Origin of the sequence: Methylomonas sp. AM2-LC (genome assembly GCF_039904985.1) — a bacterium.
Classification (GTDB): domain Bacteria; phylum Pseudomonadota; class Gammaproteobacteria; order Methylococcales; family Methylomonadaceae; genus Methylomonas.
Genome location: NZ_CP157005.1, coordinates 3,279,434 through 3,291,684, shown reverse-complemented (window position 1 = coordinate 3,291,684; position 12,251 = coordinate 3,279,434). Strand labels below are relative to the sequence as shown.

Here is a 12,251-nt window from a genome sequence, read left to right as displayed (position 1 = left end):
GTCCTGTCTAAAGTTTACCAGACAGGCAAAAACCAAGGCCGCCAGTTGCGCTAGTAAAATTACGTCAGTATTGAACGCCCATTGGTCGGCCGCCTATTTATAAATTAACACTATTATGCCTAACCCCAAAGTTTACCCCACACAATTCCCCGAACCTTGGGCTTCTGGTTGGGGACAAGACCAATTCGGTTTGTGGATGGCTTTTAGCTACAAAGGTATAAAGCAGGTTTTTCGCTGGATAGAGCCGGGTAGTTTTTTGATGGGTTCTCCAGAAGACGAATCACAAAGAGAAGATGATGAAACCCAACATAGTGTCCTGTTAACCAAGGGCTTTTGGTTGGCTGATACTACTGTCACCCAAGCCTTATGGCAATCAGTGATGCAAAATAACCCCAGCAAATTTAAAGGTGAAAATAAACCTGTAGAAACTGTAAGCTGGGACGATGCCAATGCCTTTATTAACATCCTGAACCAAATTAAACCCGAATTGGCTTTGTGCTTGCCCACCGAGGCTCAGTGGGAATATGCTTGCCGTGCTGGCACAAAAACACCGTTTTATTTTGGTCAGCAGATTGATGCCAGTCAGGTCAATTATGATGGACAATTTCCCTATAACAATGGACCTGTCAGTGAGTATCGAGAGCAAACCGTGGAAGTAAAAACCCTGCCGCCTAATGCCTGGGGTTTGTACGAAATGCACGGCAATGTTTTGGAATGGTGTCTAGATTATTATGGCAAATATATACCCGACCAAGCAACCGATCCAACAGGCGAAGACAGTGGCGCTGCCCGTGTGTTGCGCGGTGGGTCGTGGAACTTCAATGGCAGGATCTGCCGTTCCGCCTTCCGTTTCTACGACCATCCTGACTACGCTTCCCAGCGCATCGGTTTTCGCCTGTCCCGAGGTCAGTGAGCCAGTCAGGCAGGCGGCAATCCGGCAGCCGCTTGGGACACGCGCGGCGGTAGCGCGTGGGGCACAAGCGGAGGACGGGTTGCCAGGGCTGTGGGTCACTATTAAGCTGGCGTGCTAGTTGTGCGGCTATTTCTCTGTTAGCCTGCATAGCCGCGATAATGCTAAGCTAAATCACGGGGTGGCTTAGCCGATTTAGTGGTGCTTTGAATAGACCAGCTGTCCAATACCTACAGTTTACTTATATTGGCTTAGTTTAGTCAAAGGTTGGTTGGCTACTTAATACCGCGAGTACGCTGGCGCTACAGATCGTAGCTAATGTGTTTAAGGGTTATCCAAACATTGTAAATATTTTCGAAGTGTCTGCTGTTTTAAGGCTGGCACCCGTATTTTTCATTCCCACCGCAATAGCATTAATCGTCCGCAGAGCTGGCAGGATGTGGTGAAGAACGAACCGCATCCTTTGGCTAAAGCTCTAAGCAGCATCAAGTATCCGTAATTCTAAATGCAGTCCGGCTGCTGTTGCCATGTTTACCAGTGCATCAAGGCCAAATAGGTTAATCTTGCCACGCATCAGGTCGGAAACTCGCGGCTGAGTTATACCGAGATGCTTTGCGGCTTCTGCCTGACTTATTCCAGTGTTAATAATATGATTTTTTAACGCCATCATGAGAATGGAGCGCAATTTCATGTTTTCCGCGTTTTCCTGGGTATCTTCAATTGCATCCCAGACACTGGCAAATTGTTGGTTGCTCATTAGCCTTTCTCCTTCAATAATTCCCGGTAACGTTTCGCTGCTAAGTCTAAATCAGCTTTGCTTGTTTTTTCTGTTTTCTTCTGGAAGCAATGAAGAACGTAGACGGCATCGGTAAACTTGGCTACATAGATGACTCGGAATGCTCCAGAGGCATCTCGAATCCGAATTTCTTTTACCCCTTGCCCCACGGTATTTAGGGGCTTCCAATCGTCCGGCTCTTGTCCGTTCTGTACTTGGTCGAGTTGATGACCTGCTTCACGCCGAGCCGTAATTGGAAAAGCACGAAGATCGTCAAGAGAGCTGCCGCAGAATTCGATTGGCTTTAGGTTTTTCATACTTCAAATATACAATATTTTGTATAATTAGACAAATATTGGGTTACACCTACGGCTACTATGTAGTCTGGCAATGTGATTTAAATCATGCTTCATGTTCGTTCTTTATGCCTGAAGTTTGTTAATTTGTCGCAGCGCAATAGATTGATGACGAATTTGGGTGACAATGTTCTTATCCAATTGATTTAACCAGCGTTTCGGAATGTGTTCCAGGCCGTAATAAGCACCTGCCAGCATACCTGCGAGTGCGCCAGTGGTATCTGCATCATCGCCCTGATTAACGGTAGCAACCACACATTCCTCAAAACTGTGGGTGCTAAAAAAATAATGTAGCACAGTCTGTATTGTATCCACTATATAAGCAGACGCTTTGCCGGGGTAGGGGGTATAACTAAATTCTGGATGAATATGCAGCAAGCGATTAGCCTCAAATTGACACCGAGCCACCCCATCTTCTGCCAACAACAAATGCCTCAGCATTGCCCCTAAAGCCAAGGTTGCGGCATCTGAAAGCGGATGGTTATGCGTCAGATGACATTGTTGCAAACTCCATTCATGAAAAGTGTGTTGTTGCTGCAAAGTGAGCAACACTACCGGCAAATTGCGCATACAAGCGCCATTTCCGGCATCCTTCTCATTGGGTGTAGTAAATAATTCGCCAGTAGTACGATAACGTAACAAACCACGCCGTACGGTATTTCCCACATCAGGCGGATTAGTATCCAGCCATTGTATAAACTGATCGGCAATGGCTTTAATATCCCAGCGCCCTTGTTCTAGCACAGCCTGCCCAAGTGCCAGTGTCATTTGTGTATCATCCGTTACCTCACCAGCAGTCAATCCCAGCCAGCCACCGCCTATAATGTCTTTATGTACACCATAACGCTGTTGTATCTGTTTAGGCCGCATAAACTCGACTGTTGCCCCCAACGCATCTCCGCATGCAAATCCCAGATACGCAGCCAATACCCGATCATTTAAAGTTTGTGGCATATTGGTTCCTAAAAAAGAATGATATTTATCTGGCTGTATCGGCAAGCCATAAATGTGGTGCCGCTTAGATCAATAAACGCTTAGCGCAATACCCGTACCCGATAATCACCACCAATCACCAGATATTCAGCTTCGCCATGTAAAGCATGTTGCGGTAACAATTCGTTAAAAAACATCAGTTTCGACATGGGTACTTGCACTTCCAGAATATAAGCACCAAATTCGCTTGCAATACTGCGTCTATCGGTAAAAGAAACTAAACTGTTAAATTTTAGCACCTGATACGGGCCTGTTTCATCAAGGTATTCGCGCAAATCAGTCAGTGTATTTACTCCGCGATACAGAGTCTTGTGAGAGCGGGCAGGGTAATGCAGCTGCTCTATTACCCATTGGCAATATTCGTACAACAAATCCAACTGCATATAAATACAGTTATTATGATAACGGCTGTGCATTTTTTCGGAGCAATAAATTAGCCAATCATGCCCCATAAAACTGTTAATAGGCTGTTTATGAAAACTTGGAAACAAACCAAATCGGCTTTCCACCCAACCTTTCAAAACCGCAGCCTGTGCATTATTAGAATCCAGCCCCCAATCCTGTATCAAACTTAAATAACTGTTACGGTAACGCCGCCGTCCTGAGGCGTCTTTACACTTCTGTTCATCTTCATATCCAAACACATCGCACATATAAGCCTGAAACAACCGCCCGCAATGCAAACGTAGGCTGGTATTGTTATCAGGTAATTCTTCATCAGAACGTTCAGTTTGTCCAAGCCCTGTGGCAACCAGTTTTGTCAATGCCGCAAACAAACTGACTGCTGCCTCGCGGGTACCAGCAATATGTAATCCCCCTGGCTGTACATTAAAACCTTCGCAGGCCAAAAATGCCGTAGATATACCCAATAGATTACTGCTATAGCCGCCCAGATAGTTATTACTCATGTTTAAATATAAATCGTTGTAAAAGCTTCTACAGCCAAATTTCCAAGGCTGATGATGAAAATTTGTTGATTGAAATTGAAAAAAAGGCCGTTCGTGCTTCGACATGATCAGAACGAATGTTGATAAATGGTAACGCTTTCTAATCTTTCACTCCATCAATTCGTTACTCACCCGCATGTAGTCTGGATGTAATGAAATGGAATCCGGGGATCGAAGCTAAGATGTTTAAAGGTTATCGAAACATGGAAATGACTTGTAGGGTGTCAGCTGTATTAAAACCGACACCCCGTATTGTGTATACACTCCATACGGGATACTTTATCAACCCGTATTGCGCATCCCTGCCGCAATGGCATTGATGGTGCGTAGTAATACCCGTAAACTAATATCGTCTTCCTGATTTGCTTCCCTCGCTGCTCTAACCCGCCGCAATAACGATACCTGGATATAATTAAGTGGCCCCAAATAACTGTTACGGCTGCGTAACGAGGTAGCCAGCATGGGATTGTCTGCCAGCAATTCTTCGGCACCCACAATATCCAGTATCCAGTCCACACACAATTGATATTCCTGGGCAATTTGCTTATGTACGCGTTTGCCAACATTGCTGTCCACACACAAACCAGCATATTCTTTGGCAATATCCATATCGGTTTTGCTTAAAGCCATTTGCACATTACTGAGTAAGTTTCTAAAAAATGGCCATTCCTTATACATGGTTTGCATGGTTTTCATGCGTTCTGGTTTACCCGCACAACAAGTTGATAGACTGCTGCCCAAGCCATACCAGGCCGGAAAGGTTTGTCGTGATTGCGCCCAAGAAAACACCCAGGCGATGGCGCGTACCGATTGTTTAGAACGATCCTGGTGTTTGCGATGCGAAGGGCGTGATCCCAGATTAAGCTGACCAAACTCGCTAACCGGGGTGGCTTCGTAAAAATAATCCAGAAAATCGCTGGTATGTTCGGTTAATTCCCTAAAACTATGCTCACCTATGCGCGCCAATTCCGTCATCATGGGATGATAGGCGGTATAGTCCATCACTGGGCCTTGGATTAGCGTGGTGCTGGCCTTGATTAATCCAGTTATCCCCAATGTGAGTTCGTAAACAGCGGTTTCCATATTGTTATAGCGATAAAACAACATTTCACCTTGTTCGGTAAACTTGATTTGACCGCGTACTGTATCGGGTGGCTGGGCAAGTATGGCTTCGTGGGTAGGGCCGCCACCGCGACCCACTGTACCACCGCGGCCGTGAAATAAGCGGCATTTAATACCACGTTGATCGCAAATCTCAATAATTTGCAGCTGCGCCTGATATAAGTTCCAGCCCGAAGCGATAATGCCACCATCTTTACAAGAGTCCGAATAGCCCAGCATAATTTCCTGGCGTTGACCTGACGCGTTGAGTAATTCCCGATAGGCGGGTACATCAAATAAGGTATTTAGAACGCTAGCTATATGTTTAAGATCTTCGATGGTTTCAAATAAGGGGCTAACGCCAATACTGCAATACCAACGACCCGCAATTCGTCCCGCCAAGCCGTATTGGGTTGCCATCAGTAACACTTCTAAAATATGGCTGGCAGCATGGGTCATGGAAATCACGTAACGACCAAAACAGGCTACACCTAATTCAGAGCGCATTTGTGCAACGACTTGAAATAAATCCAGTGTTTCTCGAGTTGCGGCTGACAAATCGTTTCTGTCATACAGCAAGCCGCCGGGCGCACCTATGGCCTCACTTAATACATTCAGCCTTTCCTGTTCATCTAATTGATGATAATCAATTCCCAATGCCAAATTAAGTATTTCCGCAACCGCCTGACTGTGGCGGGTGGATTCTTGTCTAACATCCAATTGCATTAAATGATAGCCAAAGGTCTCGACTAAGTGGATCAAATCCTGCAAATCCAGTGCAGCAATGTCAGCATCGCCATGCGTATTTAAAGAATTGCTTATCAGCTTAAGATCGGCCAAAAAAGTAGAACAAGGATATAAATAGCCAGCCGTCATGCCAGAGCCTGTTTCTATACACTGTTCTATCTGCGCCAAAGCATGTTCCATGCGATGTTTCATGATAACCAGTTTATGCCGGTAAGGTTCTTGTAAATAACGATCTTCCAGGCTTTTTACCGCCTCGCCTATATAATCCTGATCCGCTTTCAGGCTGGCTAGAAATTCAACGCTGGGTTGGCATAAGCCATAAGAAAAAGACAGCTGATCACAAAGTTCCGCCAATCGGCGAATATATTCTTGCAATACGGTGCGTGATTGCAAACGTAATGCCAATGCAGTGGTTTCAGGTTTTACATTGGGGTTACCATCACGATCACCCCCTATCCATGAACCAAAATTTAAAAATTTGGGCAGATGAATTCGTTCGGCTTCTTTACCATAAACATCGTGCAGAGCGTTCTCAAAATTACGGTAAACCTGTGCCGTGGCAGCAAATAATGAACTAGGAAAATAAGACAAACCAGTTTCAATTTCGTCTACCACGCCCATACTGTGCGCCCGCACTTCATCGGTTTTCCACAAAAGATGAATCTGGCTTTCTAAGGTCTGTAAAACCTGTTGTCGATAATAACCTTTTAGCCTGGGATCAGTCAGTTTTTCATAGGTTAGGAAAATATTACGCAAACTGCCTTTGATCGTTCTCCGTTTTGATTCGGTAGGATGAGCGGTTAATACAGGTAAATATAATAATTCGTTGCATAGAGTCTGAAGTTGATCGCCCGTTACGCCGGCTTGTTTCATTGACAGTAAGGTGTCCTGAAAAGAACCGGGCCAATAATGCCCACCGTGTTCGGTTAAAGAACGTCTAAGTTTTAAGGCATAAGATTCTTCGGCAATATTAACCAAACTAAAATACAGATTAAACGCACGTACCACTTTATCTGTCAGTTCCGGGGATAAGCCTTCTATGGTGTCTTGCAAATGTTTATGAAGGTTGGTAGAGCCATTGTCATGAATCAGGCCATTAAAATCACGTTGCAGTTTTTCTACTATGCTAGCCACTTCGGGACCGGCAGCAATTTTAAGCCGTTTTGCCAGCAAAGAAACTAGCACTCGGCGACTACGACTCAGTTCTTTGTCATCATAGACTTTCAGCATTATTAAATCTCCGCATTATTAAAGTGTTTATCAGCAATAACATCATGACGATGTAGTTTTAGTAACTCAAATTGGTCATGCTTCGGTGAAAAGTTAAACACTTCGCCCGTTTCAATTTTATAGACCCAGCCATGCAATTTCAATTTTCCTTTGGCTATACCGGCAGCCACTACTGGGTGGCTACGTAAATGCTCCATTTGCACCAACACATTTTCCTGGATAGTCGCCATTAGCAAGGCTTCACCGCTTAATTCGGGATATTTATTATCAATAATTGTGCGATTGATATTTGCATGATTTAGCCAACGGGATAAGGCCGGAAATTTTTCCCTTAGTGTTGGATCAACAACCGCATTCATAGCTCCACAATGCGAATGGCCGCAGATAATAATATCTTTAATGCCCAAGCCAGACACTGCAAATTCTATTGTTGCCGCTTCTCCTCCCCATACTTCACCGTAAGCAGGAATGATATTGCCCGCATTACGTAAGATAAATAACTCACCCGGATCAGTCTGGGTAAGCAGATTAGGGTTGATCCGCGAGTCTGAACAGGTAATAAATAATGCCTCAGGCGATTGTTTTTTGGCTAAACGTTCGAAAAGCTCGCGCTGTTTACCGAACAGTGTATTCTGAAAATGATGAATACCTTGTATCAATTTTTGCATGATTTTTACCGATTCTGTTATGAGTGGATGATTTGTAGTCTAACTTTAGTTAAATTCATTGTAAAATAGAATATATCTAAAACTTTTATAGAAAAATACGATGCAAAGGTTATGGAACGCATAAATTATCAACATTTATATTATTTCTGGCAGGTGGCCAAAGAGGGCAGCATCATGCGTGCCTGTGAAAAACTGCATCTTGCCCAACCTACTATCAGCGGTCAGTTAATCGTTTTTGAACAGGCTATTGGCGAAAAGCTGTTTTTCAAAGAAGGCCGAAAATTAGTACTAACTGATACAGGCAGAACTGTCTTTCATTATGCCAATGAGATTTTTGCCATTGGACGTGAGTTAACAAACACATTAAAAGGTCGCATTGGTAGTAAAGGCTTAAGGCTTAGTGTCGGTGTAGCCGACGCTTTGCCTAAATTGATTACCTATCGCTTACTCGAACCCGTAATAAACAGTATTGAACCTGTGCAATTAACCTGTTTTGAGGACAAGGCAGATCGGCTAATTACCGAAATAACCTTGCATAGTCTGGATCTGGTATTGTCAGACCGACCCGCATCACCGGCAGTGGGTGGCAACGTATTTAATCATTTGCTGGGGGAGTCTTCGGTAGCAGTGTTTGGTTTGCCAAAATTTGTCGAAAAATATGCTCAAGATTTTCCGCGCTCTTTGAACGGCGCACCCTTTTTATTGCCTACAGCCAATACCGCTTTACGCCGTTCTCTGGATCAATGGCTTGATAGCGAAGAAATTTGCCCGGATATAAAAGCAGAAATTGAGGATAGCGCTTTATTAAAAACCTTTTCATCTGCCGGGATTGGTATGTTTGTCGCACCTATTGCGGTGGCGAATGCCATTCACCGTCAATATGGTACACCGATTGTTGGACACATTGATAACGTCTTCGAGCGCTTTTATGCCATTACCGCACAACGCAAACTTAAGCATCCAGCAGTAATGGCAATACTGGAACAAGCGCAGAATCGATTGTTTGGTTTGTTGGATTTACCGTCCTCTCTGTGCGCAGAAGAATAGCTATCTATTTAAGCATAAGACCAAAATGCAGATTTGTTGATCTGCATCAAATTTGATAAGGCTTTTATTGTTATTCTGATATCCGTTGAATTACTTCAGCGCCATCAAAAACAACAAAAGGAAGGTTTACAATGAACGAAACACAAGAAAAAGACAATTTTTGGTTGTATATCGGTCTGGCAGTCGCATTATTTGCCGGCGGTATTTTTATGGTAAAAAGTTCGGAGCATGATAAATATGCCGCTTCTTCCAAAGCAATTGCGGAAGACTCAAGTAATTCAGCCTATCGCAATGATGTGCTGCATAACAAAGGCGCTACAAAATAATTTGTCATTACTCAGTGAACGGGCGTTACTTGGTGTAGGTTAGATGTGCAATTTAAGCATTGACGTCGAATCTCACCATGGGTAGAAGAAACCCGTTAGCTTTATTTAAAGGCTTAACAAACGTTATGCTGAGCAGTACAATAAATTTTGAGTGTCAAGCAATATCGGCATGGTCATAGCGCATACCGGTACTGTTTAAGCTGTAGGATGTGTTGAACGATCTGTCGCGATGATGCTCCTCTTGGCATCGGCACATCCTATACAGGCTTATCGTTACGTTTCATGCTAAGTAATTAGGTAGAACATTGCGCGGAATGTTAACCCTTTCATTATGCTTATGCGTTTAACGTAGCGATACTTTTTAATAACGAAATTGCTTTTTGCATGCCAGATTCAAGATTTTTTTCAATTTCTTCCATGGTAATTTCACCTTCAATTAGGCCTGCGCCCCAGTTGGCTATCACAGAGATATTGGCGTAATCTAATTCCAATTCTTTAGCCAGCGCTGCTTCCGGCATACCTGTCATACCCACCAGATCGCAACCATCATTAGCCAGACGTTTAATTTCCGCAGCAGTTTCCAATCTTGGTCCTTGTGTGCAGGCATAAGTGCCATGCGCAATAACGTCTATTTGTGCAAGTTTTGCGGCTGTTAAAATGCGTTCACGCAAGGCTTGCGCATAAGGCAGGGTAAAGTCAATATGGGTAACATGCTCTAGATCGTCGGCAAAAAAGGTATGTTCTCTACCATAGCTGTAATCAATAAGTTGGTCTGGAATTGCAATCACCGATGGAGCCATGGCTGCGCCAATACCACCCACTGCTGCTACGCCAATAATCTGTTTGGCACCTAGCTGTTTCAAACCCCAGATATTGGCGCGGTAGTTGATTTTATGCGGTGGGATACGGTGGGGGTTGCCGTGACGGGCCAGAAAAATTAGAGGTACACCGTTTAATTCTGCTCGTAAAAAGGGAGCAGAGGGTTTGCCAAAAGGTGTGTCCAGATCACAGTGTTCTACTATGTTTAATTCTGCAATCTGGGTTAAGCCTGTGCCGCCAATTATTGCCAATGTCATAATATTTCCTTGCAGGCATATACGCCCGCTGCATTTCTGAGATAACCTTTGTAATCCATGCCATATCCAAATAGATAGTGGTTTTCAACCTGTAAACCAACAAAGTCTGCAGTAATAGGTTTAACACCAGGTAATTGTTTATTTAGCAAGGCGGCTGTGTAAACGGCTTCTGCACCTTGTTCTACACAATAGTCCACAATGGCGCGTAAGGTGTGTCCTTCGTCCAGAATATCATCAACAATCAGTACGGTGCGATCTATTAATGGTGTGGTAGGCGTAAATAACCAGTGTATGTCTTTGCCTGACGTTGAGTTACGGTAACGGCTGGCATGGATGCTATCCAGCATTAACGGAAAATCTAGTCGAGGTAACAGTTTACCTGTGGCAATGATTCCGCCGTTAATTACGCATAAAATCAAGGGATTTTTGTCGGCCAGTTTTGCGGTGATAGCGATTGCCATTGCATCTAACGCCGCTTCAACCGCTTGTTCATCATGCAAACATAAGGCATGGTTTTGGATTTGAGCTATTTCATTGAGCATAAAAATTAAAGGCTGTTGAGTTGAGCTGAAATGTTTTGCCATTGCTCAGAATGCTGTAAATCCTGATGGCTAATCGTATTATAGCCACGCATGGTCTCTAAGCGCTGTTGACGGAATTGGTTTGCCTTAGGAGTAAAACCATCTAGCACCTGTTCAGCTGCTGTAGCATTATTGCATACTAACAGCATATCACAACCAGCCTGATCAGCCAGTTTGGCTCGTTCTAAATAATCACCCATAACGGCTGCGCCCGCCATACTCAAATCATCGCTGAATACTGTGCCGGTAAAGCCCAGTTCCTGGCGCAAAATCTGATCGACCCATATTTTTGAAAAGCCAGCGGGTAATTCGTCTACCTGAGGATAAACCACATGAGCAGGCATGATGGCTTCCAGACCTTCAGATATTAGCTTCTGGAATGGAACTAAGTCTTGATGTCGTATGCTGGCTAAGTCGCGCTCGTCTATCGGTAAGGTTAAATGCGAGTCCAGTGCAACAGCACCATGACCTGGAAAATGTTTACCCGTAGCAGACATGCCTGCACGGCGCATACCGCGTCTAAAGGCACTGGCAAGTAGGGCTGCTTGTTGGCAATCGGTAGAAAATGAACGATTACCAATAATTTCACTAACGCCAGTATCAACATCCAATACCGGGGCAAAACTAAAGTCCACGCCCATTGCAAGCAACTCAGCGGCCATTAACCAACCGGCACTTTCCGCCAGCTGTGGATAATCAGCATAGCGTGCGGCAGGGGGTAAGCGGGTAAACCCATTTTGAAAACGTTGTACACGTCCACCTTCCTGATCGACAGCAATTAATAATTCCCCCGATCTGGCTTTGCGAATGTCTTTGATCAGTGCTTGTATTTGTTCTGGATTCTCAAAGTTTCGGCTAAACAGAATTAAAGCACCGGTATTGGGGTGAGCAATTTTCTCTTTATCTAAAGCGGTCAGGGTTAGACCACCTATATCGATCATCAGCGGACCAAAAGCAAGTTGTTTCATAGTAAAAAAATGAGTAAAAAAATGGACTATACTGATTAACAGTTACCATCACATTATATGAGGAATCAAGGTGCGAAAGCTTATTTTATTAATTGCATTAACGTTGCTGCCGATGCAGGCTTATGCCAATTCTGAAGAAAAAGCGCCTGACGAAAGTGCTGGCCCGGTTATTGAGTATATGGAAATGAAGCCTAAATTTACAGTTAATCTGGCCGAACCCAAAAAATACTTGATGATTAACATTCAGTTAATGGTAGAAGGCGCGGCGAATGTGGCAAAAGTAAAAAAATTTATGCCTGTATTGAGACATGAAATGATCATGATGCTCAGCGGTTTACATGTGGATGAGTTACAAACCATGGAGCAACGTGAAAACCTGCGGGTAAAAACCAAACAGCTCATTACCGATAAACTGACTAAACTGGAAAATAGTGATGGGTTTAGAGATGTATTTTTCTCGGAATTTTTGATTAATTAGGGTTAGTAGTTAAGCCGATTATAAAAAGTCACAATGCTTAGCGTCATT

The 12,251-nt window shown here is 43.9% G+C and carries 13 protein-coding genes; 4 read left to right on the top strand and 9 right to left on the bottom strand.

Annotated elements, in window-relative coordinates; genetic code table 11:
* Positions 1 to 115 precede the first annotated feature (115 nt).
* Positions 116 to 913, top strand: a complete 798-nt coding sequence (locus ABH008_RS14720; RefSeq protein ID WP_347986371.1) for a formylglycine-generating enzyme family protein — start codon at positions 116 to 118, stop codon at positions 911 to 913.
* Positions 914 to 1,385: 472 nt separating this feature from the next.
* Here the strand turns inward: ABH008_RS14720 and ABH008_RS14715 are convergent, their stop codons facing one another.
* The 6 genes from ABH008_RS14715 to ABH008_RS14690 all read right to left on the bottom strand — a co-directional run bounded on the left by ABH008_RS14715 (position 1,386) and on the right by ABH008_RS14690 (position 7,727).
* Positions 1,386 to 1,667 carry an XRE family transcriptional regulator gene (locus tag ABH008_RS14715; RefSeq protein ID WP_347986370.1) on the bottom strand — a complete coding sequence of 94 codons (282 nt, stop codon included), beginning with the start codon at positions 1,665 to 1,667 and terminating at the stop codon, positions 1,386 to 1,388.
* On the bottom strand, positions 1,667 to 2,002 hold the full coding sequence (locus ABH008_RS14710) for a type II toxin-antitoxin system RelE/ParE family toxin (protein WP_347986369.1): 336 nt from the start codon (positions 2,000 to 2,002) through the stop codon (positions 1,667 to 1,669). Before ABH008_RS14710 ends, ABH008_RS14715 begins: the two co-directional genes overlap by 1 nt.
* Before the next feature lie 105 nt (positions 2,003 to 2,107).
* Complete coding sequence (gene draG / locus ABH008_RS14705) at positions 2,108 to 2,995, bottom strand: ADP-ribosyl-[dinitrogen reductase] hydrolase (RefSeq protein WP_347986368.1); 888 nt, start codon at positions 2,993 to 2,995, stop codon at positions 2,108 to 2,110.
* An 80-nt stretch (positions 2,996 to 3,075) separates the two neighbouring features.
* A complete protein-coding gene (locus ABH008_RS14700) occupies positions 3,076 to 3,942 on the bottom strand; it encodes an NAD(+)--dinitrogen-reductase ADP-D-ribosyltransferase (protein ID WP_347986367.1) in 867 nt (288 codons plus the stop codon).
* Positions 3,943 to 4,263: 321 nt separating this feature from the next.
* Positions 4,264 to 7,059, bottom strand: coding sequence for a phosphoenolpyruvate carboxylase (gene ppc, locus ABH008_RS14695; protein ID WP_347986366.1), 2,796 nt, complete (start codon positions 7,057 to 7,059; stop codon positions 4,264 to 4,266).
* A 2-nt stretch (positions 7,060 to 7,061) separates the two neighbouring features.
* On the bottom strand, positions 7,062 to 7,727 hold the full coding sequence (locus ABH008_RS14690) for a carbonic anhydrase (RefSeq protein ID WP_347986365.1): 666 nt from the start codon (positions 7,725 to 7,727) through the stop codon (positions 7,062 to 7,064).
* A 111-nt stretch (positions 7,728 to 7,838) separates the two neighbouring features.
* On the opposite strand from ABH008_RS14690, the gene nhaR reads away from it, so the two are divergent.
* A complete protein-coding gene (gene nhaR / locus ABH008_RS14685) occupies positions 7,839 to 8,774 on the top strand; it encodes a transcriptional activator NhaR (RefSeq protein ID WP_347986364.1) in 936 nt (311 codons plus the stop codon).
* Between the two features lie 131 nt (positions 8,775 to 8,905).
* Positions 8,906 to 9,100 carry a hypothetical protein gene (locus ABH008_RS14680; RefSeq protein ID WP_347986363.1) on the top strand — a complete coding sequence of 65 codons (195 nt, stop codon included), beginning with the start codon at positions 8,906 to 8,908 and terminating at the stop codon, positions 9,098 to 9,100.
* A gap of 335 nt (positions 9,101 to 9,435) precedes the next feature.
* Here the strand turns inward: ABH008_RS14680 and ABH008_RS14675 are convergent, their stop codons facing one another.
* The 3 genes from ABH008_RS14675 to nagZ are packed head-to-tail and all read right to left on the bottom strand — an operon-like array spanning position 9,436 to position 11,725.
* Positions 9,436 to 10,176: an S-methyl-5'-thioinosine phosphorylase gene (locus ABH008_RS14675; protein ID WP_347986362.1), complete on the bottom strand. Its 741-nt coding sequence runs from the start codon at positions 10,174 to 10,176 to the stop codon at positions 9,436 to 9,438.
* Positions 10,173 to 10,718 (bottom strand): hypoxanthine-guanine phosphoribosyltransferase, encoded by a 546-nt coding sequence (locus ABH008_RS14670; protein WP_347989984.1) that lies wholly within the window; start codon positions 10,716 to 10,718, stop codon positions 10,173 to 10,175. Before ABH008_RS14670 ends, ABH008_RS14675 begins: the two co-directional genes overlap by 4 nt.
* 5 nt (positions 10,719 to 10,723) lie before the next feature.
* Positions 10,724 to 11,725, bottom strand: coding sequence for a beta-N-acetylhexosaminidase (nagZ, locus tag ABH008_RS14665; RefSeq protein WP_347986361.1), 1,002 nt, complete (start codon positions 11,723 to 11,725; stop codon positions 10,724 to 10,726).
* 70 nt (positions 11,726 to 11,795) lie between these two features.
* Here nagZ and ABH008_RS14660 point away from each other — a divergent pair, with 70 nt between their 5' ends.
* Positions 11,796 to 12,203 carry a flagellar basal body-associated FliL family protein gene (locus ABH008_RS14660; protein WP_347986360.1) on the top strand — a complete coding sequence of 136 codons (408 nt, stop codon included), beginning with the start codon at positions 11,796 to 11,798 and terminating at the stop codon, positions 12,201 to 12,203.
* The last annotated feature ends 48 nt before the right edge of the window (positions 12,204 to 12,251 follow it).

Excerpts from the sequence above, each read along its gene's own strand:
- ABH008_RS14720 (WP_347986371.1), top strand. The coding sequence starts at position 116 with ATGCCTAACCCCAAAGTTTACCCCACACAATTCCCCGAACCTTGGGCT.
- ABH008_RS14715 (WP_347986370.1), bottom strand. The coding sequence starts at position 1,667 with ATGAGCAACCAACAATTTGCCAGTGTCTGGGATGCAATTGAAGATACC.
- ABH008_RS14710 (WP_347986369.1), bottom strand. The coding sequence starts at position 2,002 with ATGAAAAACCTAAAGCCAATCGAATTCTGCGGCAGCTCTCTTGACGAT.
- draG (WP_347986368.1), bottom strand. The coding sequence starts at position 2,995 with ATGCCACAAACTTTAAATGATCGGGTATTGGCTGCGTATCTGGGATTT.
- ABH008_RS14700 (WP_347986367.1), bottom strand. The coding sequence starts at position 3,942 with ATGAGTAATAACTATCTGGGCGGCTATAGCAGTAATCTATTGGGTATA.
- ppc (WP_347986366.1), bottom strand. The coding sequence starts at position 7,059 with ATGCTGAAAGTCTATGATGACAAAGAACTGAGTCGTAGTCGCCGAGTG.
- ABH008_RS14690 (WP_347986365.1), bottom strand. The coding sequence starts at position 7,727 with ATGCAAAAATTGATACAAGGTATTCATCATTTTCAGAATACACTGTTC.
- nhaR (WP_347986364.1), top strand. The coding sequence starts at position 7,839 with ATGGAACGCATAAATTATCAACATTTATATTATTTCTGGCAGGTGGCC.
- ABH008_RS14680 (WP_347986363.1), top strand. The coding sequence starts at position 8,906 with ATGAACGAAACACAAGAAAAAGACAATTTTTGGTTGTATATCGGTCTG.
- ABH008_RS14675 (WP_347986362.1), bottom strand. The coding sequence starts at position 10,176 with ATGACATTGGCAATAATTGGCGGCACAGGCTTAACCCAGATTGCAGAA.
- ABH008_RS14670 (WP_347989984.1), bottom strand. The coding sequence starts at position 10,718 with ATGCTCAATGAAATAGCTCAAATCCAAAACCATGCCTTATGTTTGCAT.
- nagZ (WP_347986361.1), bottom strand. The coding sequence starts at position 11,725 with ATGAAACAACTTGCTTTTGGTCCGCTGATGATCGATATAGGTGGTCTA.